This is a genomic window from Arthrobacter sp. Soil762 (assembly GCF_001428335.1).
Lineage (GTDB): Bacteria > Actinomycetota > Actinomycetes > Actinomycetales > Micrococcaceae > Arthrobacter.
The window spans coordinates 174,753-200,900 of record NZ_LMSG01000001.1 but is presented as its reverse complement, the minus strand read 5'-3'; the positions used below and the strand labels follow the sequence as shown (position 1 = coordinate 200,900).

Here is a 26,148-nt window from a genome sequence, read left to right as displayed (position 1 = left end):
ACGGGTGCACCTAGTGTGGGGCTGATGGGTGACACTCAAACGCAGCCGCAGGGCCGGCCCTCCGCTGGAACCCGAATCCTGCGGAATTCGGTGGCCGGTCTCTCGTCGGCATTCACAGTACAGCGCCTGCAGCTGGCGGCGAAGGCAGCGCTGGCCGCCGGCCTCGCTTTCGCCATTGCTCCCCTGATGCCGGGATCCGCTGCCGAGTACCCGTACTACGCGCCGCTCGGCGCCCTGGTGTCGATGTACCACAACGTGGCCGGATCCTTCCGGCAGGGTCTTCAGGCGCTCGTCGGACTCGCCCTGGGTATTGGGCTCGCCTTTGCGCTGGTCAGTGTCGGTGATCCGTCACCGCTGTCTGTTGCGGTCGTTATGGGACTCGGCGTGCTGCTAGGCGGTCTCCCCCGCATCGGCTCGGGCAGCGATTGGATTCCGACGGCGGCGCTGCTGGTCCTGCTGGTGGGGGGAAGCAACCGGGACGACTTTTCCTTCGGTTACCTCATCCAGATGGGCGTCGGCGTCGCCGTGGGCATTGCCGTCAACTTCCTGGTCTTTCCTCCCCTGCACTTCAATGCGGCGGCCACCAGCCTGGGCAAACTCCGGCTGGCCCTCGGGCGGCAACTGACTGACATGGGAACGGCCCTGACTGAAAAGTGGCCTCCCGAGCATGAGGACTGGTCCCGCCGGTCGACCGAGCTGGCCGAAGCAGCCAGCACGGTCCGCCATCTCGTGCAGGAGGCTGATGCGAGCCGGCGTGCCAATCCGCGCCGGCGGCTCCATCCCCGCGATGTGGATCTCGACTACCGCAACCTTCATGATCTGGAGCGGGTGACGTTCCACATCCAGGACATGACAGAGGTCCTGTCCGATGTCATCTGGACAGACGACGCACCTTATACGGTGCCTTTCAACGACAGTGCGCCCCTGGCCGCGGCCATGACCGCCACCGGCGAACTCCTGGCCTCGTTCGACGGTGAGGATGAAGCAGACCAGCGGCGGCTGTTCGGTGCCGCAAAGTCGGCGGTGGAGGCCGGTATGGCAACGGTTGCGGAGCGGGCCCAGGAGGATTCGGCCGTGACAGCGTCCGAGTCCATCCTCCTGAGCCTGCACCGTGTCCTCAGGGCTGTGCGGCCGGCGTCCTAGAGCGGTGCCACGGAGCCGCTGAAGTGGCGGCGGCCGGAGCGGGGGTTCCACGCCACAAATTCGGCCCGCTGCCACCCTTCGCCAGGCGTCTGTGCCGTGGTGATATCCAGGACGGTGATAGCCAAGGCAACGCGGGCAGGAAGGAACACTGGAGCCTCGAACGTGACATCCCACGTGAACGTTTCGCCCTTTGCCGGCCCGACATCCGCGAGGGCCCTCGAGGCAAGGTACATCCCGTGCGCGATGGAGCGGCGCATGCCCAGGGCCTTGGCAGAAAGCACGCTCAGGTGGATGGGGTTGAAGTCTCCTGAAACGGCGGCATACGCCCTTCCCGTGTCGACCCCCAAATGCCAGATCGCGGTGGGGTCCGGAGGCGTGAAATCGGCCTGGCCGTTGTGGGGCGTTGGCTTGTCGATGCCAGGGAGGAACACACCCTTGGCCAGGTAGGAGGAGCGCCCGGTCCACTTGATGTCCGGCGTATCCGCGCCACGGATCTCTGCCACAACGTCAAGTTGCGTGCCGGACCGGTGGCCCCGGAGGTTCTCAACCCTGGCCTGGATGTCCAGGGATTCCGTGAAGAGCACCGGCGACCTCTGCTCCACATGGTTGCTGAGATGGACCATGCCCAGGAGTGGCAGCGGGAAATCGTCGCGGTTCATCACACTCATGGCCAGCGGGAATGCCAGTGCGTGGAGGTATCCGGCCGGCAGGGTGTCCCTGGCAGTCAGCCCGATGAGGTGCTGGTAGGCGGTGAGGTTGCCGACGTCGGCCCTTACCCCGCGCACTTCGTGGCTAGTGGCCGGAAGGTTTGATCCGTTGTGCGTGCCCAAGACGCGCCGCCGCGCGGTCTGCGCGGCGGCATTGACGTAGAGCTTGGACAGGGACGGCATCTCCCCCAGGATGACCGGCTGGACAGTACTCATGCCCCCACCAGATTCTGTCCGCAGATCCGCAGCACGTCGCCGTTGATGCCCCCGGCGGCGTCGCTCGCCAGGAAGGCAATGGCCTCCGCTACGTCGGACGGTTGGCCACCTTGCTGCAGCGAGTTCAGCCGCCGTCCCACTTCGCGGACGGCAAATGGGATCCGTGCTGTCATGTCTGTTTCGATGAATCCGGGCGCCACCGCGTTAATGGTCCCGCCGTTCGCCGCCAGAAGGGGCGCAGAAGCGCGCACCATACCCATCACACCGCCCTTGGACGCCGCGTAGTTGGTCTGGCCGCGGTTGCCCGCGATGCCGCTGGTGGATGCCACCGAGACAATCCGTGGTGAATTACGGAAGTGTTCGGAAGCAAGGAGCGCTTCGTTGATTCTGAGCTGGGCGGCGATGTTGATGTTCAGGACGGAGGTCCAGCGGCCGTGGTCCATATTGGCGAGCAACTTGTCCCGGGTAATTCCTGCGTTGTGGATGACGATGTCCAGACGGCCATGACGCTGCACGGCGTGGTCGATGATCCGCTGGCCGGCATCTGCGCTGCTGATATCCAGTTGAAGCGCCGTGCCGCGGACTTCGTTGGCAACGGCAGCCAAATGGTCCCCGGATGCCGGGATGTCTACGAGGACCAGGGTGGCACCGTCCCGGTGGAGGGTCCGGGCAATTGCCGCACCGATGCCGCGGGCGGCGCCGGTGACCACGGCAACCTTGCCGGCGAGCGGCTTCTCGAAGTCCGGTGGCAGGTGGCCCTGCTCGGTTGCGACAGTCAGGAACTGGCCATCCACGAAAGCCGACCGGCCGGACAGAAAGAACCGCAGGGCTGCCAGGGCGCTGGGGCTGGTGCTCTGCACACCTTCTGCCAGGACGATGCCGTTCGCTGTTGCGCCGGCCCGGAGTTCCTTGGCAAGCGACCGCAGGAAGCCATCCACGCCTTGCCGGGCAGCCGACTGTGCAGGGGACGCGGTTTCGGCGGCCGGCCGGGAGATGCTGATGACGCGGGCACTGGGGCCGAGATCACGCAGTGAGGCCGCGGCGGACAGCACAGGCTTTTCAAGATCCTCGGGCCGGGTCAGCTCATCCAGGACCAGAATGATCGCGCCAAGTTTTTCGCGGGGCACCGCGTGGCGCCGGACGTCCAGGTCCCAGGAGAGCAACTTGGCGGCCAGTTCGTCGGCACCGGCGGTGTTGCCCTGGACCAGGACGGGGCCGGTGACCAGGGGCTGGCCAGGCTTGAAGCGGCGCAGCACGGCAGGCTGGGGCAGGCCCAGCCGTTTGGCGATGTTCTTGCCTACGCCCTGGTTGACGAGCGTGGTGTATTTATCCGTCATCCGGTGCCCCTAGAGTGCTTCGAGTATTGCGACGACGCCCTGGCCGCCGGCGGCGCAGATGGAAACAAGTCCGCGCGCAGGCCTTCCCTCGACGGTGCCTTTGGCCTGCAGCATCTTGGCCAGCGAGGCCACGATGCGTCCGCCGGTGGCTGCGAACGGGTGGCCCGCGGCCAGGGAGGAGCCGTTGACGTTCAGTTTGGTGCGGTCGATGCTGCCGAAGGCACCCTCAAGTCCCAGCCGGGTGCGGCCGAACTCATCATCTTCCCAGGCGGCCAGGGTGCTCAGGACAGTCCCGGCGAAGGCTTCGTGGATCTCAAAGAAGTCGAAGTCATCCAGCGTCAGTCCGTTGCGGGCCAGCAGCCTGGGGACCGCAAACGCGGGAGCCATAAGCAGTCCGTCCTTGCCGTGGACGAAGTCCACGGCGGCAGCTTCACCATCCACGACGGTGGCGAGCTTCGGCAGGTCATGGGCATCAGCCCAGTCTTCGGATGCGAGCAGGACCGTGGAGGCCCCGTCGGTCAGCGGTGTGGAGTTTCCCGCCGTCATGGTGGCCTCGGCGCCGAGGCTCTTCCCGAAGACGGGCTTGAGTGTAGCCAGCTTCTCCAATGTGGTGTCCGCCCTCAGGTTGGAGTCCTTGGCGAGGCCTCGGTATGGCGTCAGGAGGTCATCGAAGAATCCTGCGTCATACGCGGCGGAAAGGTTGCGGTGGCTGTTGAAAGCCAGCTCATCCTGCGCCTCGCGCGAAATGTTCCATTGCGCGGTGGTCAGCGCCTGGTGTTCGCCCATGGACAGGCCGGTGCGTGGCTCCCCCGTACTCGGAGCATCGGGGGCCAGGTCCCTGGGCCGCAGGCGGCTGAGTACCTGCAGGCGCTGGGGCAGTGTCTTGACGCGGTTGAGGTCCAGGAGTATCTCGCGGAGGCCTTCACTGACAGCAATGGGGGCATCCGATGCCGAGTCGACACCACCGGCGATGGCGGAATCGATCTGGCCCAGTTTGATCTTGTTGGCCAGGCCCAGAACCGTTTCGAGGCCGGTGGCGCACGCCTGCTGCAGGTCGTAGGCGGGCGTTTCCGCCGACAACGCCGAACCCAGGACTGCCTCGCGGGTGAGGTTGAAGTCGCGGGAGTGCTTGAGTACGGCCCCCGCCGCAACCTCGCCGATCCGCTCATCCTGGAGGCCAAACCTGGCGATAAGACCGTCCAGTGCGGCGGTGAGCATGTCCTGGTTGGAAGACTTCGTGTAGGCCCCGCCGGACCGGGCAAACGGGATCCGGTTACCACCCACAATTACGGCCCGGCGGACTGGACGCGCCGCGCCGGAAGTCGTGGGGCTGGCGAATTCGTGGGGTCCGGTGCCGGACTGTCCATTGATGGACATGGGTGACTCCTCTGATCTGCGACGGTTACCGATACCCAGCGTACCTGATACGCTGAGTATCGTGAACAACCTCCACGCAGAAGTCCCGACGCCGGCAGCCGGCGCAATTGCCGACGGCCGTTCGGCCCGCTGGCAGACCCACCGGGAGGAACGACGCCGGGAGCTCATCAAGTCCGCACGCCGCGCGGTCCACGCGCTGGGCAGCGATGCCTCCATGGAGGAGATTGCAGCGGCCGCCGGCACCTCAAAGTCGGTCTTCTACCGCTATTTCGGCGATAAGGCAGGACTTCAGCACGCCGTCGGGGAAGTGGTCCTGAGCCAGATGCAGCGCAAGATCCGCGAAGCGGCGCAGGGTGCCCAGACTCCTCGGGAAGGGCTGCTGGCCATGATTTCTGCCTATCTCCAGATGGCGGAAACCAGCCCCAATGTCTACAGTTTCGTCACCCGCTATGCGCCGGTGGATTCGGACAGCCACCAGGGATCGGCGGCCATTTCGGGAGCCCTTGGCCACTTCTTCGATTCCATCGCAGAGATGATCGCCGTGCCAATGCGGACCCACCTCGGCGAAGGCAAAGAAGCGGTGATCGGCTACTGGCCCACGGCGGCCATCGGCCTGGTCCGAAATGCGGGTGAGCAATGGCTCAGCACGCCGGCTTCGGCGGCGAAGCCGGACCAGGAAGCCATGGCCCGCCAGATCACGGCCTGGTTGTGCGTGGGGATCGCCCCCGAGCTTAGCCCCGCCAGCGCGGCATGATTCCGCCCCAAGAACCTCACACCCTCCTGTCAGAACCAACGAAGGACATTGACATGACCGAAGTAGTGGACCGCCCCACCGGCCCGGACGCCGCCGTAAAGAATACAGCCGCTGCGGGCCCAGCGGTCACCAGCCCCGGCGCCACCTACGGCTCGGCTGTGCAGCCCGCCGTCGACGTTGCCGCCCTCGGCGAGCAACTCCTGGGCAAATGGGCGGACTCCCGTCGCCAATCCCGCGCGCTGGCCAGTGACCCTGCACTGCACAAAATTGAAGGACTGACGCACACCGAACACCGGACGCGAACCTTCGGCCAGTTGAAGTACCTCGTGGACAACAGCGCCGTGCACCGGGCCTTCCCGTCGGCACTGGGCGGTTCCGATGACCACGGCGGCAACATCGCGGCGTTCGAGGAACTGGTCACCGCCGACCCGTCCCTGCAGATCAAGGCTGGTGTCCAGTGGGGCCTGTTCGGCTCGGCCGTAATGCACCTGGGCACGCAGCAGCACCACACCAACTGGCTGCCAGGCATCATGAGTCTGGAGATCCCCGGCTGCTTCGCCATGACGGAGACCGGCCACGGTTCCGATGTGGCCAGCATCGCCACCACTGCGACCTACGACGTCAAAACCCAGGAATTTGTGGTCCACACACCGTTCCGCGCTGCGTGGAAGGACTACATCGGCAATGCAGCCATCGACGGCCTCGGCGCCGTCGTTTTCGCCCAGCTCGTGACAAATGGCGTCAACCATGGCGTGCATGCCTTCTACGTTGACCTCCGGGACCCCCAGACCAAGGAGTTCATGCCCGGGATCGGTGGCGAGGACGACGGAGTCAAGGGCGGCCTCAACGGGATCGACAACGGCAGGCTGCATTTCGACAACGTCCGCATCCCCCGCACCAACCTGCTGAACCGCTACGGCGATGTGGCACCTGACGGGACCTACACGTCGTCCATTGCCAGCCCCGGCCGCCGCTTTTTCACCATGCTGGGAACCCTCGTCCAGGGCCGCGTGTCATTGGACGGCGCGGCCGTGGCGGCATCGAAGGTCGCCCTGACAGCAGCCATCCGCTACGCCACCGAACGGCGCCAGTTCAACGCGTCGTCACACACCGACGAAGAGGTCCTCCTGGACTACCAGCGCCACCAGCGGCGCCTGTTTACCCGGTTGGCCACGACGTATGCCGCGGGCTTCGCGCACGAGCAGCTCCTCCAGAAATTCGACGACGTCTTTTCCGGCGCCCACGATACTGACGAGGACCGGCAGGATTTGGAAACCCTCGCCGCAGCCCTGAAGCCGCTGAGCACCTGGCATGCCCTTGACACCCTGCAGGAATGCCGCGAAGCGTGCGGCGGCGCCGGCTTCCTGATCGAAAACCGCTTCGCCTCCCTTCGGGCGGACCTGGACGTCTATGTCACGTTTGAGGGCGACAACACCGTGCTGCTCCAGCTGGTGGCCAAGCGCCTCCTGGCCGACTATGCCAAGGAGTTCAGGAATGTCGATTTTGGCGTCCTTGCACGCTACGTGGTGGCCCAGGCAACGGGCGTGGCGATCCACCGCACCGGCCTGCGGCAGGTGGCACAGTTCGTCGCCGATACCGGATCAGTCCAGAAAGCTGCCATTGCGCTCCGGGACGAGGAAGGCCAGCGCGCCCTCCTGACGGACCGCGTCCAGACCATGGTGGCCGACGTCGGGGCGGCTCTGAAGGGCGCCAACAAGCTGCCTGTCGAAAAGGGGGCGGCCCTCTTCAACCAGCACCAAAACGAGCTGATCGATGCCGCCCAGGCCCACGCCGAGCTCCTGCAATGGGAGGCGTTCACAGAGGCCCTGGAAGATGTCACGGACCCCGGCACCAAGCGGGTACTGACATGGCTGCGCGACTTGTTCGGCCTGTCGCTGATCGAAAAGAACCTGTCCTGGTACCTGATGAACGGCCGGCTCTCCATGCAGCGGGCACGCACCGTGGGTGATTACATCAACCGCCTCCTGGTCAAGATCAGGCCACACGCCCTAGACCTCGTAGACGCCTTCGGGTACGGGGATGACCACGTGCGCGCGGCGATCGCCACGGGTGCCGAGAAGACCCGCCAGGACGAGGCCCGCGCGTACGTCAGGGCACAGCGGGCCAGCGGCAACGCACCCGTTGACGAAAAGGTGCTGCTGGCGCGCACGTCAACCTCCCGATAAAGCAACGCGAGGTCACTTCAATCCCCTCTGACGCCCCGGAATGGGCACTTTGTGACCCCGCGTTGGATCAAGCGTTATGTACGAACGACGGCGCCGGTCCCCTCGGTGGGGGCGGCGCCGTCGTGCGCTGTTTGGTCACTAGTGCTGTTGTTCCTGCCGTCCGTCAGGAAAGCACTGAGCGGTAGACCTCGAGGGTGGTCTCGGTGATGGAGTCCCAGGAGAAGTGCTCCTCCGCACGGCGGCGCCCGGCCTGGCCCATGGCACGTGCCCGTTCGGGATCGGACACCACCTCGGTCAGGGCGGCGGCAAATTCCGTCACGAACTTCTCCGGATCAAGCGGCGTGCCGGTACCGTCGGTGACCTGCTCCAGGTCCACCAACAGGCCCGTCTCACCATGCTGGACCACCTCGGGAATGCCGCCCGTAGCGCTGGCCACCACGGCAGCACCGCAGGCCATCGCCTCGAGGTTGACGATGCCCAGCGGTTCATAGATGGACGGGCAGGCGAACGCTGTCGCGTGGCTGAGGACCTGGATGAGTTCGTTCCGCGGCAGCATCCGTTCGATCAGCACGACGCCTGTCCGCTGGCTCTGCAACTCTTCGATCAGGCGTGCAGTTTCTGCGGCGAGCTCGGGGGTGTCCGCCGCGCCAAGGCACAGCACGAGCTGCACATCGGCCGGAAGCTTCGCGGCGGCACGCAGGAGGTACGGCACGCCCTTCTGGCGCGTGTTGCGGCCGACAAACACCACGCTCGGCTTAACCGGATCAATGCCCAGGGCGCGGACGGCGTCCTGGTTTTCATCGCGCTGCCACAGTTCGACGTCGATGCCGTTGTGGACCACCCTGACTTTGGCAGGGTCAACGTCGGGGTAGCTGCGGAGGATGTCCTGGCGCATGCCTTCCGAAACGGCGATGATCGCTGCTGCCGCCTCGTAAGCAGTTTTCTCGACCCAGGAGGACAACGCGTAGCCGCCGCCAAGCTGCTCGGCCTTCCACGGCCTCAGGGGCTCCAGGCTGTGGGCACTTAATACGTGCGGGATGCCGTGGAGCAGGGACGCCAGATGGCCGGCCATGTTCGCATACCAGGTGTGCGAATGGACCAGATCGGCACCTGCCACGTCCGGCACGATCCGCAGGTCCACCCCGAGCGTCTGGACGGCGGCGTTGGCCGAGCCCAGGTCTTCGGGAACGGAATAGGAGGTCACCCCGGCACCGTGGTATTTGGCTTCGCGGGGTGCACCGAAGGCACGAACCTGCAGGTCAACATGCTTGCTAAGCACCCTGCTCAATTCGGCCACGTGGACTCCGGCGCCTCCGTAGATCTCGGGCGGGAACTCTTTAGTCACAATGTCTATTCGCACGTTACCCAAGGTAGTCCTTCCGCACTATCTGTTCTAGTGTGAAGGAGTCCGGGCATGCCGGACTGTTTGGGGTTACGAAGGCGTACAGGAGCTACTACCATGCCGTTGAATAAAAGAGTCCTGGCCATTGTCCTCGCGGGCGGCGAGGGAAACAGGCTAATGCCACTGACGGCAGACCGGGCGAAACCTGCAGTGCCGTTTGCCGGCAGTTACCGTCTGATCGACTTTGCGCTGTCCAACCTGGTGAATTCACGTTACCTGCAGATCGTGGTCCTGACCCAATACAAGTCCCACAGCCTTGACCGCCACATTTCCGAGACCTGGCGGATGTCCACGCAGCTGGGCAATTATGTGGCCTCCGTGCCGGCGCAGCAGCGCGTCGGCAAGAGCTGGTTCCTCGGCAGCGCCAACGCCATCTACCAGTCCCTGAACCTGATCCATGACGCCAACCCCGACATCGTTGTCGTGGTTGGTGCGGACCACGTGTACCGCATGGACTTCGCCCAGATGGTGGAGCAGCATGTGCAGAGCGGTGCCAAGGCCACTGTGGCCGCCGTGCGCCAACCGTTGAGCATGGCCAACCAGTTCGGTGTGATCGAGGTGGACCAGGAGGACCCGCAGAAGATCGCTGCATTTGTGGAAAAGCCCGCCACAACTCCTGGCCTGGCTGCTGATCCCACCCAGTTCCTGGCTTCCATGGGCAACTACGTTTTCGACGCCGACGCGCTGGTGGATGCCCTGCACGTGGACGCCGAACGGCTCGACACGAAGCACGACATGGGCGGGGACATCATCCCCTACTTCGTCAGCCAGGGTGAGGCCGGAGTCTACGACTTCACCCTCAACGACATCCCCGGCTCCACGGAACGCGACCGGACCTACTGGCGCGACGTCGGCACCATTGATTCGTTCTACGACGCCCACATTGACCTCATCTCGCCGTTGCCTGTGTTCAACCTCTACAACTCTGAATGGCCCATTTACACGCGCCAGAGCATCTCCCCGCCAGCCAAGTTCGTCCGCGGTCAAAACGACACCGTGGGCACCGCCCTGGACTCCATCGTGTCCAGCGGCGTGGTCATCTCCGGTGGCGTCGTGGAGGGCTCCGTGCTGTCCAACGACGTCTTTGTGGGGAACGGCAGCAGGGTCATCGACTCGGTCCTGATGGACAAGGTGAATATCGGCGAAGGTGCCGTGGTCAACCGGGCCATCCTGGACAAGAACGTTAAGGTTCCGGCCGGCGCCGCGATCGGCCTGGACCATGACCTGGACCGCGCCCGCGGTTTCAAGGTGACCGACTCCGGCATCACCGTGCTCGCCAAAGGCCAGCAGGTGCCCGAGCCCGGAGACGCGGAACGTGCGCTCGCCGCTAAGAACCTCCACCAGGTACCGGATGCCGTCAAGGCGGCCACAGCCAACTACCCCGGACTCCGCGAATCAGTCGAACAGGCCGCTGCGGTCCACGCGGAAACAGCAGCCCAGGCCGCCCCGGGCGGCCGCCGCGCCTAAACGAAGGACAGCCGGGCCTGACCGGGCTGCGAAACCCCGCGGCACGGTCAGGCTGGATCTTCGCCAGGCTGTAAAATCGGTACAATGAGCTCCCCCGATCTGACGCCTGAGGAAATCCAGGCCTGCCTCAAGGTTTTGAACACCATCCACGTCTACGACGAGGAACACCCCGACTATGTCTCGGTGCGCCGTGCCACGGGGAAGATGTTCAAGGCCGTGAAGCGTCACCGCCGCGTCACCAAGCGGGACCTGATCTCCGAAGCCGACCGGGCCGTCATCGCCCAGACGGCAACGGCAGCACCGGATCGGATCGACGACGAGACCCGGGGCAACAAGCTGGAGACCTCGGCGACGGGCAAGGTGGCCGGACACCTGATCCGTTCCCGCCCCTGCTATGTCTGCAAGAAGCACTACACGCAGGTGGACGCTTTTTATCATCAGCTCTGCCCGGAATGCGCCGCCTTCAGCCACAGCAAGCGGGATGCCCGCACCGACCTGACAGGCCGGCGTGCGCTGCTCACCGGCGGGCGGGCCAAAATCGGCATGTACATCGCGCTGCGCCTGCTCCGGGATGGCGCGCACACCACCATCACCACCAGGTTCCCCAAAGACGCCGCACGCCGTTTTGCGGCAATGGAAGACAGCAGCGAGTGGCTGCACCGGCTCCGGATCGTGGGCATCGACCTGCGCGACCCGTCGCAGGTGATGGCCCTGACGGATTCGCTCAACGCCGCGGGCCCCCTGGACATCATCATCAACAACGCCGCCCAGACGGTGCGCCGATCCGGCAACGCCTACAAACCCCTGGTGGACGCCGAGGACGAGCCGCTGCCGGCCGCGCTGGAACCGGCCAACGGCGGTCCGGAACTGGTGACGTTCGGCCACGCCCACGACAAACACCCCCTCGCCCTGGCGAGCAGTGTCACGGATCACCCGGTGCTGGCCGGCGACACCATCACTTCGCTGGCGCTCTCCACCGGCTCGGCCTCGCTGGAGCGGATCGCCTCCGGAACAGCGATCGACGCCGGCGGGCTCGTCCCGGACCTGGCTGACATCAACAGCTGGACCCAGGTGGTGGACGAGGTTGACCCCCTGGAAATGCTGGAAGTCCAGCTCTGCAACGTCACTGCCCCGTTCCTTTTGGTTAGCAGGCTCCGGGACGCCATGAAGCGCTCCACGGCGGACCGGAAGTACATCGTCAACGTCTCCGCCATGGAAGGCCAGTTCTCCCGCGCCTACAAGGGCCCCGGGCATCCGCACACCAACATGGCCAAGGCAGCCCTGAACATGATGACCCGCACCAGCGCCCAGGAAATGCTGGACGCCGACGGGATCCTGATGACTGCGGTGGACACCGGCTGGATCACTGACGAACGGCCACACTTCACCAAGGTCCGCCTCATGGAGGAGGGCTTCCACGCGCCCCTGGACCTGGTGGACGGCGCCGCCCGCGTCTACGACCCAATCGTGATGGGCGAAAACGGCGAGGACCAGTACGGGGTTTTCCTCAAGGACTACAAGCCCAGCCCCTGGTAGGACAGACACTGTCCTGAGCAGGGTGTTGGGCGTAGGCTCGGCGGCATGAGCAGCGAGCCAAAGTCCGGTGAACCACTGTCCGGTGACCCAGCGTCCAACGAGTCAACGTCCCGAGAGTCCAACTCCGGCGAGTCAACATCCCAGGTCCAGAACCTGGAACACCACGAATGCTGGGCCCTGTTGCGGACGGTTTCGGTAGGCAGGCTGGCCGTCCTGGTGGACGGCCAGCCCGATATCTTCCCCATCAACTACACGGTGGACGGCGGAACATTAGTGTTCCGCACCGGCGCTGGAACCAAGCTGGCAGCCGCCTCGGGAGGTGCCGCTGTGGCGTTGGAGGCCGACGGCGTGGATGCCGTCAGTGGCCTGGCCTGGAGCGTGGTGGTCAAGGGACCGGCAAAGGCCATCACAGGAACCGAAGGCATCCTGGACTCCGCAGCCCTATACCTCTTCCCATGGCAGGCCGGGAAGAAGGACACCTTTGTCCGGGTGAGCCCGGGAACAGTGACCGGGCGCCGGTTCAAAGTCACCGCACCCATGACCTGGTGGACCCAGCTCAGCGGAGCGGCCAAGGCAGCCCCGGAGTAGTGCTGGGCCGGACCCTGGGCAGGACGAGGAAACGCCCCCGGCTGCCTAAGCGAGGCGGGTGATTTCCACGCTCACGCTGAGCGCCGATCCGCCGCCCCCGGACAGGATGCCCTTCAGCGGCGGAACGTCCCGGTAGTCCCGGCCCCTGGCGACGGTGACGTGGTAGTCGCCTGCCGGCTTGTGGTTCGTGGGATCCCAGCTGCGCCACTCGCCGTCCCAGAACTCCAGCCACGCATGTGACTGGCCGGCCACTGTCTCGCCGATGGCCGCCGTCGACCTCGGGTGCAGGTAACCGGAGACGTAGCGGGCGGGAATGCCGCAGCTGCGCAGCGCGCCGATGGCGAGGTGCGCGAGGTCCTGGCAGACGCCCTGCCGCTGGCCCCACGCTTCTTCGGCGTTGGTGGTGACCGCGGTGGAACCGGACATGTAGGTCATCTCGCCGCGCATCCACTCGAAGATGGCCATCGCAGCCTCGTGCGGGTTCTTGCCTTCGACCACGCCTGGAATGATTCCCAGCACCTCGTCGCCGGGACCGCTCAGCTGCGACTGCGGCAGCCAGTCGCTGAACGTATTCAACGACTCCTTCGATGCCAGGACGTCCCAGCCGGCGATGTCAGCGTCGGCGGGGATTTTTTCCGCCCGGTGCACTTCGACGGTGATGTTGGAAACGACCTCAAGGTGGTCATGCGGCATCTGCATGTCGAAAGCCGTGACCCGCGTGCCCCAGTAGTCCCGGTAGTTGCTCACGGCCGCCTGCGACGGCGAGACCTTGAGCACGGATTCAAGAACCACCTGCTGGGGATCGGTCAGCGGCGTCATGCGGGCCTCGTTGTAGGAGAGCGTAACGCGCTTGTTGTACTTGTAGGCCGTGGTGTGGATGATGCTCAGCCGGGTCATGAAACTTCTCCCACCCAGGCCAGTTCGTCTGCCTGATTGAAGTATTTACGGGAAATGGCGTCCGAGGCCTGCGAGACGGCCTTCTGCACGCGTTCCATGTGCTCGGGCAGTTCGGACATCAGATCGTCCGTCCGGTGGAACTCGAGGAACGTACGGGCCTGGCCCACGATCCGGCGGGCGTCGTTGATGAAACCCACGCGCTGTGCCGAAGGGTCCAGCTTGGCGAGGCACTCATCGGCGTCGCGCAGGGCGTAGACGATGGACCGCGGGAACAGCCGGTCGAGCAGGAGGAACTCGGCAGCGTGCTGGTCCCCGAAGGCGGCCCGGCGCGTCCGCAGGAACGACTCATAGGCCCCCGCGCACCGCAGCATGTTGACCCAGGACATGCCCGCAGAGAGGACATCCCGGGTGGAGAGCATACGCGCGGTCATGTCGGCGCGCTCCAGGGACCGGCCCAACACCAGGAACAGCCAGCTTTCGTCATGGCTCACCGTGGTGTCGGCCAGGCCGCTGACCATGGCCGTCCGTTCCAGTGTCCAGTTGCAGAAGCGGTACGTCCCCACTACATCCTTGCGGTGCTGGCTCAGCCCGTAGTACGTGGTGTTGAGGCTTTCCCAGAGGCCCGAGGATACGGTTTCGCGGGCACGCCGCGCGTTTTCGCGGGCCGCGCCCAGCGACCCGGCGATGGACGTTGCGCTGGTTTTGTCGTATGCCAGGGCGTGGAGGAGTTCGGGCAGGCCGAAGTCCTCGCTCTGCGGCCGGGCACCCATGACTGCGAGCAGTTCCTGGGCCACCCTGCGGCGTTCGTCCATGGGGAGGTGGTTCAGGCGTTCAAGGTGCACGTCCAGGATGCGGGCGGTGCCGTCGGCCCGCTCCACATAGCGTCCGATCCAAAATAGGGACTCAGCAATACGGCTAAGCATTCGCGGTGACCTCCTGCGCGTCCGAAATCTGTGGGGATGCCCCCGTGAACAATTGTGCCGGTTCGATGGCCCGGCTCACTGCTGCTGCTCCGACTGGCGGTCGCGCCAGTTGCTCTCCACTGGCCAGACGGATACCCGCTCACGGATGGAAATGGTGGGCCGCGGAACAGTTTCCACCGGCACCTGGGGTGAGTCTGCCAGCACCCAGGTGTCCTTGGAGCCGCCGCCCTGGCTGGAGTTCACAATGAGGGAGCCTTCCTTGAGCGCCACCCTGGTGAGTCCGCCGGGAAGCACCCAGACGTCGTCGCCGTCGTTGACAGCAAAGGGGCGCAGGTCCACGTGCCGCGGGCCGAATTTATCCCCGCCGAGCGTGGGCACTGTGGAAAGCTGCAGCACCGGCTGCGCGATCCAGCCGCGCGGGTCCGCGACGACCCGTTTGCGCAGGGCCTCGAGTTCATCGTTGGAGGCGTCCGGCCCGATGACCAGGCCCTTGCCGCCGGAGCCGTCCACGGGCTTCACCACAAGCTCAGCAAGGTTGTCCAGGACGTATTCCCTGGAGTCCTTCTCCTCCAGCCGGAACGTGTCCACATTCGCGATGACGGGCTCCTCGCTGAGGTAGTAGCGGATGAGGTCCGGAACGTAGCTGTAGACAAGTTTGTCGTCGGCCACGCCGTTGCCCACGGCGTTGGCGATGGTCACGCCGCCGGCCCTGGCGGCGTTGACCAGCCCCGGGCAGCCGAGCATGGAATCAGAGCGGAACTGCAGGGGGTCCAGGAACTCGTCGTCGATGCGTTTGTAGATCACGTCCACGCGCTGCTCACCGGCCGTAGTGCGCATGTAGACGCGGTTGCCGCGGCAGATAAGGTCGCGGCCTTCGACGAGCTCCACGCCCATCAGGCCGGCCAGCAGTGTGTGCTCGAAGTAGGCGCTGTTAAAGACACCGGGGGTCAGCACCACTACGGTGGGATCGTCGACGCCGGCGGGCGCCGTTTTGCGCAGGGCGGACAGCAGCCGGCGGGGGTACTCTTCGACCGGCCGGATGAGCTGCTGGCCAAACGCTTCGGGCAGGCCCTTGGCCATGGCCCGCCGGTTTTCCAGGACGTAGCTGACGCCGGACGGCACCCGCACGTTGTCTTCCAGGACGCGGAAAGTGCCTGCTGCGTCGCGCACCACATCGATGCCGGAGATGTGGACGCGGACACCGCCCGCCGGCTCGAAGCCGTGCACCTGGCGGTGGAAGTGGGCGCTGGTGGTGACGAGCTGGCGCGGGATGACGCCGTCTGCCACTACGTTCATTTTGTCGTAGACATCGTTGAGGAAGGCTTCCAGGGCCCGGACGCGCTGCGCCACGCCCTTTTCCAGCACGGTCCACTCATCGGCGGAGATAACGCGGGGGACAATGTCGAGCGGAAACGGCCGCTCCTCCCCCGCGAAGTCAAACGTCACGCCGCGGTCCAGGAAGGTCCGTGCCATGGAGTCCGCCCGGGCGGAGACGTCGGCGAGGGATAGCTTGCTAAGGGCATCGGCCACCTGGCCGTACGACTCGCGTGCTTCCTGGCCGGGAGTGAACATCTCGTCGTAGGCGCCCGTGCGCCCGGCGGCCTCGGAGTAATCCTGGAATAGGTCTGACATGTCCTTTAGCCAACCATCTTTTTGTTTCGAAATCATTACTGCCATCCATTGTGGCGTGTTGCCGGGCACAGCGCCGGTTCGTTGAATCCGTGTCCTGTCCGGCAAGGTTAGTGGGTGCCAGAGACAAGTAATCCCGGGAGCTCCGGAGCCGGCGGGAACAGTGGCCGCCGAAGCGCACTGCGGGCCCGCGTTCGTGACGCGACGATGCGTTCCCGCCGGCTCCTGCCCGGCCTCCTGACGGCCACCCCTGCGCTGGCCGTGGCCTTCGTCGTACATGCCGTGGTGCCGGCCCTGCCCGCCATGACCGTCGCGGTGGCGCTGGGTCTGCTCGCCGCGAACCTGCCTGGCACGGCGGTGTGGATCGCCGGACGGGCGCGTCCGGGCCTGGACTTCGCGGGCAAGCACCTGATGCGGGGCGGCATCGTCCTGCTGGGCCTCAAGGTGAGCATCATGGATATCCTGGGCCTCGGCTGGCTGGCCATGGTCCTGATAACGGGCGTGGTGCTGCTGAGTTTCGGCGGCACCTACCTGCTGGTGCGGCTGTTCCGGCTGCCGCGTGAGACCGCGCTGCTGGTGGCAACCGGCTTTTCGATCTGCGGGGCATCCGCCATCGGTGCCATGGCGGCCGTGCGACGGATCCGGCATGCGGATACTGTCTTGCCGGTGGCGCTGGTGACACTGTGCGGCACGCTGGCGATCGGCATCCTGCCGCTGCTGATGCATCCCCTGCAGTTGAGCCCTCTCGCTTTCGGCGCCTGGACGGGTGCATCGGTGCACGACGTCGGCCAGGTGGTGGCCACGGCGCAGACCGCAGGCACCGCAGCATTGGGCATCGCCGTCGTCGTTAAGCTCACCCGCGTGCTGCTCCTGGCGCCGGTGGTTGCCGTGGCAGGCGTGCACCACCGCATGAGCACATCAAGCCACCAGGCGTTGCCACCGCTGGTGCCCCTGTTCGTGGTGGGGTTCGTGGCCATGGTGGGGCTCCGTTCCACGGGATGGCTCTCCGACGGCTGGCTCGACGCCGGTGCCGGGCTGCAGGAAATTCTCCTGGGAGCGGCGCTGTTCGGGCTCGGGTCCGCCGTGCGGATCCGCACGCTCCTGCACACCGGAGCGAGGGCGCTGCTCGCGGCGCTGGCTGCATGGCTGCTGATCGCGCTGCTGGGCCTGGCAGCGGCCCTGCTGATGACAGCCTAGGCGGGCAACCGGATGGTGACCGGCACGCCCGCGTCCCGTGATTAGATAGCTGAGTGTCACATGAGAATCTGGAGCGCAATGAAGCCGCTCAACGGTCAGCCCTGATCAGCACCCACAGTTACGACGTCTCCCTGGATGTGCGGCACGCAGCGGACCCGGACGTGGCGGGCTACACCAGCCGCAGCGTTATCAACTTCTCCGCCGCCGTGCCGGGCCAGGGGCAGGTGGCGTCCACATTTCTGGATTTCATCGCCGGTGAGGTCCACAGCGTGTTCCTCAACGGCAAAGCGCTGCCCGTGGCCGACGTTGTGGACGGTTCCCGGATCCTCCTGGACAACCTGCAGGCAGAGAACCAGGTCACCGTCACCGGTACCGCCCTGTACAGCCGGTCCGGCGAGGGCATGCACCGCTTTGTGGATCCGGCCGACGGTCAGTGCTACCTCTACACGCAGTATGAGCCCGCCGACGCCCGGCGAGTGTTCGCGAACTTTGAACAGCCTGACCTCAAGGCCCAGTACACATTCCACGTGATGGCACCGTCCGGCTGGGAGGTGGCCTCCAACGGCGTGGAAGCGGCCCGGACACAACTGACCAGCGATCCGGCCACCAGCCGCTGGGACTTCGCCACCACCCGGCCCATGTCCACATACATCACTACAGTGCTCGCCGGGCCGTACTTCAAAGCCCAGGACCATTGGAGCGCCACGCTCGACGACGGCACGCAGCTGGAGGTTCCGCTGGCGCTGTACTGCCGGGCTTCCATGGCGGAATCGTTCGATGCCGCGGAGCTCTTCCACCTGACCAAAAACGGGCTGGACTTCTTCAACCGGCTTTTCGATTTTCCCTACCCGTGGGGGAAATACGATCAGGCCTTTGTGCCCGAATACAACCTGGGCGCGATGGAAAACCCGGGGCTGGTCACGTTCACTGAAAGCTATGTGTTCACGTCCCGCGCCACCGACGCGCAGTACCAGGCACGGGCCAACACGCTGATGCACGAAATGGCGCACATGTGGTTCGGCGACCTCGTCACGATGCAGTGGTGGGACGACCTGTGGCTGAAGGAGTCCTTTGCGGACTACATGGGTACCCTCGGTGTGGACCGTGCCACGGACTGGGAGACAGCCTGGGTGAACTTCGCCAACAAGCGCAAGGCGTGGGCCTACGTCCAGGACCAGCTGCCCACCACCCACCCGATCGTTGCCGACATCCCTGACCTTGAGGCCGCCAAGCAGAATTTTGACGGCATCACCTACGCCAAGGGCGCCTCGGTGCTGAAGCAGCTGGTGGCCTACGTCGGATTCGAGGCGTTCATCAGCGGCTCACGGCAGTACTTCCGCGAACACGCCTACGGAAACACCACCCTGGCGGACCTGCTGAAGGCCCTCAGCGCTGCTTCCGGCCGGGACCTTGCCGGCTGGGCTGCCGCGTGGCTTCAGACCTCCGGCATTTCCACACTGTCGCTGGAGACGGGCACGCACGACGGCGCCCTCGGCGCCGTAACGATCGTCCAGGCTGCAGTGGACCCCGTTACCGGACGGGAGGAACTGCGGCCGCACCGGCTGCGGGTGGGCTCGTACAACTTCGACGCCGACGGCGCCCTGGTCCGCACCGGCAGTGTCGAAACGGACGTTGCCGGAGCGCGGACGGAGGTCCCGGAACTGGCCGGGCAGCCGAGGCCCGCCCTCCTGCTCGTCAACGATGATGACCTGACCTACGCAAAAGTCCGCCTGGACCCGGTGTCCGAGGAAGCAGTTTTGGCATCCCTGGACCGCATCACCGATCCGATGGCCCGCGCCCTCTGCTGGACCGCGCTGTGGAACTCCGCCCGCGACGGGGAAAGCCCGGCCTCCCGCTACGTGGAGGCCGTGACGTCGTTCGGCCCGTCCGAAACGGGAGTCGGCGTGCTGCTGAACATCCTCGAGAACGCCGCCACCGCCGTCGAACGCTACACCCCCTTGGCCCAACGCGACGCGGTGCGCGGCTCCTTCCTGGCGGCGGCCGACGCCCAGTTGGCTAAGGCAGCGCCGGGCTCGGACCACCAGCTGGCCTGGGCGCGGACGCTCGCAGCCGTCAGCCGTCACGACGCTGCCCTCCTCCCCCGGCTCAGGGGCCTTCTGGACGGCACGGCGGTGGTGGACGGCCTGGTCGTGGACGCCGAGCTGCGCTGGAGTTTCTGGCACACCCTGGCGGCCAACGGGAAGGCCACCCCCGAAGAGCTGGACGCAGAACTCGAACGCGACACCACCGCCTCGGGCCGGGCGGGCCACGCCACAGCCCTCGCCGCCCGTCCGGAGCCTGGTGTGAAGGCCACCGCATGGCACTCTGCCGTGGAGGGGACGGAGCTGTCGAACCAGCTGCTCAGCGCCACCATCGTTGGATTTACCACCGCCTCTGCTGCCCTGCTGGAACCCTTTGTGGAGCCGTACTTCGAGTGCCTCCGCGGTGTCTGGGACAACAGGAGCATTGAAATCGCCAGCCGGATCGTCCGGGGGCTCTATCCCCTGGCGCAGGATCTGCCGGCGGGGACCTTGCCTGCGGAGCACGCCGTGGTGCTCCGCACGGATGCCTGGCTGACGGCCAACTCTGACGCGCCGCGGGCGCTGCGCCGGATCATTGTGGAGCAGCGGAGCCACCTTCTGAGGGCGCTCACCGCACAGGCCACAAACTCCTCATCGATTGCTCCGTAACCGCCCTTTAGAGCGCTCATAAGGGCCCCTACGGAGCAATCGATGAGGTTCTTACGGGACCCGGTGCAGCCAATCCTCGGCGCCGAACTTGGTGGTCACCCGGTCCCGGGCGGCAGTGAGCTCGGCGGCAGTGAGTTCGGAGAGGGTGGCGGCGTACCGTTCGGTGAAGACTTCCATCATGGCCGCGATGATCTCCGTGCGGGCCAGCCCGGTCTGCCGGCGCAGCGGATCAACCCGCTTCTTGGCGCTGCGCGTCCCCTTGTCCGAGAGCTTCTCCATACCGATGCGCAGCACCTCCACCATCTTGTCGGCGTCGATGTCGTAGCTCATGGTGACGTGGTGCAGCATGCCGCCGTTGGCCAGGCGTTTCTGGGCAGCGCCGCCGATCTTGCCCTGGTCCGTCGCGATGTCGTTCAGGGGCACGTAAAACGCGGTCACCCCGATTTTCTCGAGTGCGGCCATCACCCAGGCGTCGAGGAATGTGTAGGAGTCCGCGAAGCTGATCCCGTCCACGAGCGTCTGCTGCAGGTATAGGGAGTACGTGATGCAGTTGCCGGGCTCCATGAACATGGCTCCGCCGCCGCTGATCCGGCGGACCACGGTGATGCCGTGCCGGGCGACGCCGTCGGGATCCAGCTCGTTCCGGACGGACTGGAAGCTGCCGATCACCACGGACGGTTCTTCCCAGTCCCAGAACCGCAGGGTGGGGTTGCGGCGGCCGGCGCCCACCTCTTCGGTCAGCACCTCGTCCAGGGCAACGTTGATATGCGTGGGCAGCACGGTGGGAGCGATGATGTTCCAGTGGTGGTCAGTCCAGGACGTGGCCCTGGCCAGGGCACGGCGTATGGTGACAGCCACGGCGTCGGCAGAAAAGCCGAACAGGACTGCGCCGGGAGGCAGCGAAGCCGTGACGGCCGCGGACAGCTCCGCCGCCGTCGTGCTTTCCGGAAGTCCGGTCAGCGCCCGGTTGATGGCAGGAAGCGCCTCGTCGGGTTCGAGGAAGAAGTCGCCGCTGAGGGAGACGTCGGCGAGGACACCGTCCACAACGTCGAAATCCACCACCACAAGTTTGCCGCCGGGGACTTTGTACTCACCGTGGTGGCTGCGGGGGCGGTCTTCAGCGGCAAACGGCGAGGCAGTCATGACATCCATCCTGCCCCACGATAGGGGCTCCCCGAAACGACAAGACCCCAGACGCAAAAAGCCCGCACCGTTGCCGGTGCGGGCTTTCCAAAGAACCTTGGGGGGGTGAATTACTTCGCGCCGCCGAAGCCCTTGAAGCGAGCGTTGAAGCGCTCGACGCGGCCTGCAGAGTCCATGATGCGCTGCTTGCCCGTGTAGAACGGGTGGGACTCGGAGGAGATTTCGACGTCAATGACCGGGTAGGTGTTTCCGTCTTCCCACTCGATGGTCTTCTTGGAAGACACGGTGGACTTGGTCAGGAACTTGACGCCGGAAGCCAGGTCGTTGAAAACAACAGCTTCGTACTTCGGGTGGATATCAGACTTCATAATGGGGCCTTTGTTCGCACAACTGGATTTTGCCAGCTGCCAGGTATGAATGGGATGGCTGGTGTCTGCTTCACTGCCGCAAGGCAGAAAGCGCAGGACAGCCAGCTGTTAATAATAGCTGATCAACGCGGACCCTGCGAACCGCGGGGCCGGAGTTCCCAGAACGCCACGGCGGAGGCGGCCGCCACGTTGAGGGAGTCCACGCCGGCGCGCATGGGGATCTTCACGGCGAGGTCGACGGCGGCGAGCGTCTCGGCGCTCATGCCGGCACCTTCGGTACCGAGCACCAGGGCCAGCCGGTCCGGATTGCGTGCGGCAAGCGCATCCACGTCCACGGCGTCCCCGGTGAGTTCCAACGCGGCCACAGTGAAGCCGGCTTCCTTGAGCAGCGACAGGTCCTGCGGCCAGGACTCCAGCCGCGCCCAGGGCACCTGGAAGACCGTTCCCATGCTGACCCGGACACTGCGGCGGTAGAGTGGATCGCCGCAGCGCGGCGAAATCAGGACGGCATCGACGTCCAGGGCCGCAGCCGACCGAAAGATGGCACCCACGTTGGTGTGGTCCACGATGTCCTCCAGGACAGCGACCCGGCGCGCGCCAGCCAGCAGCTCGTGGAGGGGCGCCGGTTCCGGCCGTTGCATGGCCGCCATGGCGCCGCGGTGGAGGTGGAAGCCGGTGATCTCTTCGAGCAGGGCGGCGCTGCCAATGAAGGCGGGAACGTCCGGGTAGGCACTGAGGACATCCTGCAGGTCAGCCAGCCATTTCTCGGCCAGGAAGAATGACCGTGGCCGGTGGCCAGCCGCCAACGCCCGGCGGAGGACCCGCGAGGATTCGGCGATGTACATTCCTTCGGCCGGTTCGCGGAGTTTCCGGAGGTGCACGTCCGTCAGCTGCGTGTAGTCGGAGACGCGGGGGTCCCCGGCGGATTCAAGATAGTGGATTGTCACCGGCTGATTATTTCAGCAGGTTGGCGATCATAAAGCCCAGCGCCACCAGGCCGAGGGCAAAGATCACACCGCGAAGGACCGGCGGCGAAAGCCGGCGCCCCACCTTGGAACCGATGACGCCGCCGATGAGGGAACTGACCGCGATAATGGCCACTACGGCCCAGTTGATGCGGCCGAAGGCGAACAACAGGTAGGAGGCCGCCGCCACGACATTCACGCCGAGGACCAGGATGTTCTTCATGGCATTGGCGTTCTGGATGGTTCCCGTCATGAAGACGCCCAGGATGCCCACCAACAGGATTCCCTGGGCCGCCACAAAGTAGCCGCCGTAGACGCCGGCCAGGTACACCAGCACAACCAGAAGCAGGCCGTGGCTTTTGTCTTTGAGGGCGTGCTCGGGGTTTTCCTCCCTGGCCCGCACCCACTGCTGGAGCCGGGGCTGAAAGACCACCATCAGCAGTGCGAGGACAATCAGGGCCGGAGCCGCGTAGTGGAACACCACTTCGGGAAGGTGCAGCAGCAGCCACGCGCCGCTGATGCCCCCCAGCAGGGAGGCCGGAAGCAGCCTGAGCAGTTGCCGGCCCCGGCCTTTGAGTTCCTTCCGGTATCCCCAGGCGCCGGCAGCATTGCCTGCCACGAGCCCCGTGGCATTGCTGATGGAGGCCGTGACCGGCGCAATGCCGAGGGCGATCAGGACCGGAAAGGTGACCAGGGTGCCGGACCCTACAACGGCGTTGATGGTGCCGGCCCACAGGCCGGCGAAAAACACAAGGATGCTGCTGAGGAGCTCCACGGGGGCAGGACCGCGCTAGCGGCGTGCGGCGGCGGTGTACCTGCCCGCGCTGGCATTTACGTCAAGCTCAAGGCCGAACGTCTGGCTCAGGTTCTCAGCCGTCAGCACCTCGGTAATGGGGCCCGACGCAACCACGTTCGCGTCCCGGAGCAGCATGGCGTGCGTGAACCCGGGCGGGACTTCTTCAAGGTGGTGGGTGACCAGGACGATGGCCGGCGCAGATTCGTCGCGGGCGAGCTCGCTGAGGCGGTGCACCAGTTCCTCGCGTCCACCCAGGTCCAGGCCGGCGCCCGGCTCGTCCAGGAGGAGGAGCTCAGGATCCGTCATAAGGGCGCGGGCGATCTGGGCCCTTTTTCGCTCGCCCTCGGACAGGGACGCGAACTTCCTATTGAGCAGGGGCCCCATGCCCCAGTCGTTGAGCAGCCTGAAAGCGCGGCGTTCGTCGGCCCGCTCATAGCCTTCACGCCAGCGGCCCGTAACGCCGTAGGCGGCCGTGACCACAACGTTCAGGACGGTCTCATCCTCAGGAATCTGATTGGCCAGTGCGGCAGAGGACAGGCCGATGCGCGGACGGAGTTCAAACACGTCCACGGAGCCGAGGATCTCCTCGAGGATGCCGGCCATGCCGCTGGTGGGGTGAAGGCGGGCTGCGGCAATCTGAAGAAGAGTGGTCTTGCCTGCGCCGTTGGGTCCCAGGATGACCCAGCGCTCGCCCTCCTTGACCTGCCAGTCCACCTTGTTCAGGAGCGTCTTAGACCCACGGACAACGCTGACGGCGGCCAATTCAAGAACATCACTCATAGGAGTAGACACTAGGACAAAACAGGGACGGACTGATAACTGAAACGTGGACAGCGACGCTTGTCACAGTCACGGCCACGGCCCGTCTGCTTGCCGGCCCACGGGTTCGCCATCACGTGGCGCAATCAATTCGGGCGGCTCTTCCCCGCTGGCTAAGATTGCAGCCATGACTTCGAACGTGACTGCGGTCAGCTATGGCCCAAAACTGACTGCCTCCGGGCTCGACAAGCTGCGCTCCACCCTGACGGGCAGTGGAGCAACGCTCCAATCCGAATCAAGGGGCGGGGACAGCCGGTTTGAGGTCCACACTGCCGAGGTCGCCGTCGCGGATGGCACGGACGCCGGCATTTCGGCCCTCCGCCGGGCGGTGGCCGAAGCGGCGCAGGATGGCCTGGACACCGCCATCGTTCCCGCTGGCCTTCGTGCGGCTCCGCGGAAGCTGTTGATCATGGACGTTGATTCGACGCTGATCCAGCAGGAAGTCATCGAGCTTCTGGCAGCCTATGCGGGCAAGCGGGAGGAGGTGGCGGCAGTCACCGAAGCGGCGATGCGCGGTGAACTGGACTTCGCGCAGAGCCTCCACGCGCGGGTGGCCGTGCTCGCAGGGCTGCCGGCCGCCGTCGTCGATTCCGTCCGGGCGGAAGTGAAGCTGAGCGAAGGTGCCGCGGAGCTGGTTGCGGCGTTCAAGGCTGCAGGCCACGTGGTGGCCGTGGTGTCCGGCGGGTTCAACCAGATCCTGGGTCCCATCGCTGAGGATCTGGGCCTGGACTACTGGCTGGCGAACGAACTTGAGATTGTGGACGGCGCCCTTACCGGCAAGGTGCTCGGTGCCGTCATCGACCGTGCGGCGAAGGAAAAGTACCTGCGCGAGTGGGCGGCCGCAGAAGGAATCGCGATGGAACACACCATTGCCGTGGGCGACGGCGCCAACGACCTGGACATGCTCGGGGCCGCCGGGATGGGAGTGGCGTTCAATGCCAAACCTGCGGTCCGGGCCGTTGCGGACTCTGCGATCAACATGCCGTACCTCGACGCCGTGCGCCACATCGCCGGCGTTTGAGCCGCAGGCTCCGTCCCGCCGGCCGGGTCCACCAACCTGGTCCGCTCAGCCCGTCGGCGGCGTGTACTGGCTCGCGGTGAATACGGCTCCGCCGGGATCCCGGATCAGGACGGTGCGCGTCCACTCGGTATCGTCCTGCCCCAGGATGACGGCGCCGAGGCGCTCCGCATCCTCGGACGCACGGTCCCGGTCCGCGACAGTAAACGTCACGAGCCACTGCGGACGCTCACCCGGCGCCGCGGAGGCAAGCCAGGCAACAGCGTCCTCGAAGCCGCGGGGCACGAGGTCGCCCGACTGGCGGACCCTGATGTTGGGGTCCACGGTGGCCTCAAGGTGATCACCGTATCCGGGGCGGCGGATCATGATTCCGAAGTCCAGGTTGTCGAACTGCCAGCCGAAGGCCTTCGCGTAGAAAGCGACTGCTGCCCCGGTGTCTGTGGTGTGGAGATCACTGAAGTTCCATCCGCCGGGAAGGTTGACGGCCTGGGCACCGAGCCGCTCGCGGGACTGCCAGATGCGGAACTCGGCGCCTTCCGGATCCGCCAGCACGGCCTGCACGCCTCCTGAGCCCGCATCGGCAGGGGCCGATTTCAGTGTTGCGCCGACGGAGAGCAGGTGGCGCGCGGCAGCATCTGCTTCGTCGACGGAGACGTAGGTGTTCCACGTCGCGGCACCGGTTCCGGGGCCCGTGATGGCGCCGGCATCCTGGCCGTCAAGGGTGGCTATGACGTACCTGCCGGTGCTGCCGGACGGGGCAATGTCCTCGAACTCCCACCCGAAGATCCCGCCGTAGAAGTGCATGGCGGCGTCCACATCGGGCTGCTCGGTGTCCACCCAACAGGGAACACCTGCCGGATAGCTACGGCCCGTCACGTCTCGTTGCTGTGCCATGCGTAAAACCCTAGGCGGCCCTGACCCCATAGACAACGCCCCCGGCAATGCCCTCGACAGACACGCCAGGCGTCACGGCAGACAAAAGCCCCAGGC

Annotated in this window: 22 protein-coding genes; 9 read left to right on the top strand and 13 right to left on the bottom strand. The window is 65.7% G+C overall.

The genetic code is table 11. The features are described from left to right. The first annotated feature begins 90 nt into the window (after positions 1 to 90). Positions 91 to 1,143 (top strand): FUSC family protein, encoded by a 1,053-nt coding sequence (locus ASG77_RS00905; protein ID WP_056339931.1) that lies wholly within the window; start codon positions 91 to 93, stop codon positions 1,141 to 1,143. Here the strand turns inward: ASG77_RS00905 and ASG77_RS00900 are convergent. From ASG77_RS00900 to ASG77_RS00890, 3 genes are read right to left on the bottom strand one after another with little or no spacing between them, the layout of a single operon-like run. Next, the gene (locus ASG77_RS00900; RefSeq protein WP_056339928.1) at positions 1,140 to 2,066 is read right to left on the bottom strand and encodes a MaoC family dehydratase; all 927 of its coding nucleotides are present in this window, start codon (positions 2,064 to 2,066) and stop codon (positions 1,140 to 1,142) included. The genes ASG77_RS00905 and ASG77_RS00900 overlap by 4 nt on opposite strands. Beyond that, the gene (locus tag ASG77_RS00895) at positions 2,063 to 3,403 is read right to left on the bottom strand and encodes a 3-oxoacyl-ACP reductase (RefSeq protein ID WP_056339925.1); all 1,341 of its coding nucleotides are present in this window, start codon (positions 3,401 to 3,403) and stop codon (positions 2,063 to 2,065) included. Before ASG77_RS00895 ends, ASG77_RS00900 begins: the two co-directional genes overlap by 4 nt. Positions 3,404 to 3,412: 9 nt before the next feature. Further along, positions 3,413 to 4,780 carry an acetyl-CoA C-acetyltransferase gene (locus ASG77_RS00890; protein ID WP_056339922.1) on the bottom strand — a complete coding sequence of 456 codons (1,368 nt, stop codon included), beginning with the start codon at positions 4,778 to 4,780 and terminating at the stop codon, positions 3,413 to 3,415. Positions 4,781 to 4,841: 61 nt separating this feature from the next. On the opposite strand from ASG77_RS00890, the gene ASG77_RS00885 reads away from it, so the two are divergent. Both ASG77_RS00885 and ASG77_RS00880 read left to right on the top strand, forming a co-directional pair. Beyond that, entirely contained in the window at positions 4,842 to 5,534 is a 693-nt protein-coding gene (locus tag ASG77_RS00885; RefSeq protein WP_442854226.1) for a TetR/AcrR family transcriptional regulator, read from the top strand. 53 nt (positions 5,535 to 5,587) lie between these two features. After that, positions 5,588 to 7,720: an acyl-CoA dehydrogenase family protein gene (locus tag ASG77_RS00880; RefSeq protein WP_056339919.1), complete on the top strand. Its 2,133-nt coding sequence runs from the start codon at positions 5,588 to 5,590 to the stop codon at positions 7,718 to 7,720. Between the two features lie 163 nt (positions 7,721 to 7,883). Here ASG77_RS00880 and glgA read toward each other — a convergent pair whose 3' ends face one another. After that, complete coding sequence (glgA, locus tag ASG77_RS00875; RefSeq protein WP_056339917.1) at positions 7,884 to 9,080, bottom strand: glycogen synthase; 1,197 nt, start codon at positions 9,078 to 9,080, stop codon at positions 7,884 to 7,886. Between the two features lie 99 nt (positions 9,081 to 9,179). Between glgA and glgC the strand changes: the two genes are divergently transcribed. The 3 genes from glgC to ASG77_RS00860 all read left to right on the top strand — a co-directional run bounded on the left by glgC (position 9,180) and on the right by ASG77_RS00860 (position 12,713). After that, the gene (gene glgC / locus ASG77_RS00870) at positions 9,180 to 10,589 is read left to right on the top strand and encodes a glucose-1-phosphate adenylyltransferase (protein ID WP_056339915.1); all 1,410 of its coding nucleotides are present in this window, start codon (positions 9,180 to 9,182) and stop codon (positions 10,587 to 10,589) included. 84 nt (positions 10,590 to 10,673) lie between these two features. Further along, entirely contained in the window at positions 10,674 to 12,125 is a 1,452-nt protein-coding gene (locus ASG77_RS00865; RefSeq protein ID WP_056339913.1) for an SDR family oxidoreductase, read from the top strand. Positions 12,126 to 12,170: 45 nt separating this feature from the next. Beyond that, entirely contained in the window at positions 12,171 to 12,713 is a 543-nt protein-coding gene (locus tag ASG77_RS00860; protein WP_056339910.1) for a pyridoxamine 5'-phosphate oxidase family protein, read from the top strand. A gap of 45 nt (positions 12,714 to 12,758) precedes the next feature. On the opposite strand, the gene ASG77_RS00855 is transcribed toward ASG77_RS00860, so the two are convergent. From ASG77_RS00855 to ASG77_RS00845, 3 genes are all read right to left on the bottom strand, one after another. After that, positions 12,759 to 13,610, bottom strand: coding sequence for a transglutaminase family protein (locus tag ASG77_RS00855; RefSeq protein WP_056339907.1), 852 nt, complete (start codon positions 13,608 to 13,610; stop codon positions 12,759 to 12,761). Continuing rightward, positions 13,607 to 14,533 (bottom strand): alpha-E domain-containing protein, encoded by a 927-nt coding sequence (locus tag ASG77_RS00850; protein ID WP_056339904.1) that lies wholly within the window; start codon positions 14,531 to 14,533, stop codon positions 13,607 to 13,609. Before ASG77_RS00850 ends, ASG77_RS00855 begins: the two co-directional genes overlap by 4 nt. A 75-nt stretch (positions 14,534 to 14,608) precedes the next feature. Beyond that, complete coding sequence (locus tag ASG77_RS00845; protein ID WP_056339901.1) at positions 14,609 to 16,165, bottom strand: circularly permuted type 2 ATP-grasp protein; 1,557 nt, start codon at positions 16,163 to 16,165, stop codon at positions 14,609 to 14,611. Between the two features lie 204 nt (positions 16,166 to 16,369). Between ASG77_RS00845 and ASG77_RS00840 the strand changes: the two genes are divergently transcribed. Together ASG77_RS00840 and pepN are read left to right on the top strand one after the other, a co-directional pair. After that, complete coding sequence (locus ASG77_RS00840) at positions 16,370 to 17,359, top strand: YeiH family protein (protein WP_056339898.1); 990 nt, start codon at positions 16,370 to 16,372, stop codon at positions 17,357 to 17,359. A gap of 53 nt (positions 17,360 to 17,412) precedes the next feature. Continuing rightward, positions 17,413 to 20,049: an aminopeptidase N gene (pepN, locus tag ASG77_RS00835; protein WP_056339895.1), complete on the top strand. Its 2,637-nt coding sequence runs from the start codon at positions 17,413 to 17,415 to the stop codon at positions 20,047 to 20,049. A gap of 51 nt (positions 20,050 to 20,100) precedes the next feature. On the opposite strand, the gene ASG77_RS00830 is transcribed toward pepN, so the two are convergent. From ASG77_RS00830 to ASG77_RS00810, 5 genes are all read right to left on the bottom strand, one after another. Continuing rightward, the gene (locus tag ASG77_RS00830; protein WP_056339892.1) at positions 20,101 to 21,192 is read right to left on the bottom strand and encodes a lipoate--protein ligase family protein; all 1,092 of its coding nucleotides are present in this window, start codon (positions 21,190 to 21,192) and stop codon (positions 20,101 to 20,103) included. Between the two features lie 110 nt (positions 21,193 to 21,302). Then, positions 21,303 to 21,560, bottom strand: coding sequence for a type B 50S ribosomal protein L31 (locus ASG77_RS00825; protein WP_056339888.1), 258 nt, complete (start codon positions 21,558 to 21,560; stop codon positions 21,303 to 21,305). A gap of 122 nt (positions 21,561 to 21,682) precedes the next feature. Beyond that, positions 21,683 to 22,507: a TrmH family RNA methyltransferase gene (locus ASG77_RS00820; protein ID WP_056339885.1), complete on the bottom strand. Its 825-nt coding sequence runs from the start codon at positions 22,505 to 22,507 to the stop codon at positions 21,683 to 21,685. A gap of 7 nt (positions 22,508 to 22,514) precedes the next feature. Next, a complete protein-coding gene (locus ASG77_RS00815) occupies positions 22,515 to 23,300 on the bottom strand; it encodes a sulfite exporter TauE/SafE family protein (RefSeq protein WP_056339883.1) in 786 nt (261 codons plus the stop codon). A 15-nt stretch (positions 23,301 to 23,315) separates the two neighbouring features. After that, positions 23,316 to 24,101, bottom strand: coding sequence for an ABC transporter ATP-binding protein (locus ASG77_RS00810; protein ID WP_056339880.1), 786 nt, complete (start codon positions 24,099 to 24,101; stop codon positions 23,316 to 23,318). 166 nt (positions 24,102 to 24,267) lie between these two features. On the opposite strand from ASG77_RS00810, the gene serB reads away from it, so the two are divergent. Beyond that, entirely contained in the window at positions 24,268 to 25,161 is an 894-nt protein-coding gene (serB, locus tag ASG77_RS00805) for a phosphoserine phosphatase SerB (protein ID WP_056339878.1), read from the top strand. A gap of 45 nt (positions 25,162 to 25,206) precedes the next feature. Here serB and ASG77_RS00800 read toward each other — a convergent pair whose 3' ends face one another. Further along, positions 25,207 to 26,052 carry a VOC family protein gene (locus ASG77_RS00800; RefSeq protein WP_235564222.1) on the bottom strand — a complete coding sequence of 282 codons (846 nt, stop codon included), beginning with the start codon at positions 26,050 to 26,052 and terminating at the stop codon, positions 25,207 to 25,209. Positions 26,053 to 26,148 lie beyond the last annotated feature (96 nt).

Coding starts and splice junctions, on each gene's coding strand:
- ASG77_RS00900 (WP_056339928.1), bottom strand. CDS start 2,066: ATGAGTACTGTCCAGCCGGTCATCCTGGGGGAGATGCCGTCCCTGTCC.
- ASG77_RS00895 (WP_056339925.1), bottom strand. CDS start 3,403: ATGACGGATAAATACACCACGCTCGTCAACCAGGGCGTAGGCAAGAAC.
- ASG77_RS00890 (WP_056339922.1), bottom strand. CDS start 4,780: ATGTCCATCAATGGACAGTCCGGCACCGGACCCCACGAATTCGCCAGC.
- ASG77_RS00880 (WP_056339919.1), top strand. CDS start 5,588: ATGACCGAAGTAGTGGACCGCCCCACCGGCCCGGACGCCGCCGTAAAG.
- glgC (WP_056339915.1), top strand. CDS start 9,180: ATGCCGTTGAATAAAAGAGTCCTGGCCATTGTCCTCGCGGGCGGCGAG.
- ASG77_RS00865 (WP_056339913.1), top strand. CDS start 10,674: ATGAGCTCCCCCGATCTGACGCCTGAGGAAATCCAGGCCTGCCTCAAG.
- ASG77_RS00860 (WP_056339910.1), top strand. CDS start 12,171: ATGAGCAGCGAGCCAAAGTCCGGTGAACCACTGTCCGGTGACCCAGCG.
- ASG77_RS00855 (WP_056339907.1), bottom strand. CDS start 13,610: ATGACCCGGCTGAGCATCATCCACACCACGGCCTACAAGTACAACAAG.
- ASG77_RS00850 (WP_056339904.1), bottom strand. CDS start 14,533: ATGCTTAGCCGTATTGCTGAGTCCCTATTTTGGATCGGACGCTATGTG.
- ASG77_RS00845 (WP_056339901.1), bottom strand. CDS start 16,165: ATGTCAGACCTATTCCAGGATTACTCCGAGGCCGCCGGGCGCACGGGC.
- ASG77_RS00840 (WP_056339898.1), top strand. CDS start 16,370: ATGCGTTCCCGCCGGCTCCTGCCCGGCCTCCTGACGGCCACCCCTGCG.
- ASG77_RS00830 (WP_056339892.1), bottom strand. CDS start 21,192: ATGACTGCCTCGCCGTTTGCCGCTGAAGACCGCCCCCGCAGCCACCAC.
- ASG77_RS00825 (WP_056339888.1), bottom strand. CDS start 21,560: ATGAAGTCTGATATCCACCCGAAGTACGAAGCTGTTGTTTTCAACGAC.
- ASG77_RS00810 (WP_056339880.1), bottom strand. CDS start 24,101: ATGAGTGATGTTCTTGAATTGGCCGCCGTCAGCGTTGTCCGTGGGTCT.
- serB (WP_056339878.1), top strand. CDS start 24,268: ATGACTTCGAACGTGACTGCGGTCAGCTATGGCCCAAAACTGACTGCC.
- ASG77_RS00800 (WP_235564222.1), bottom strand. CDS start 26,052: ATGGCACAGCAACGAGACGTGACGGGCCGTAGCTATCCGGCAGGTGTT.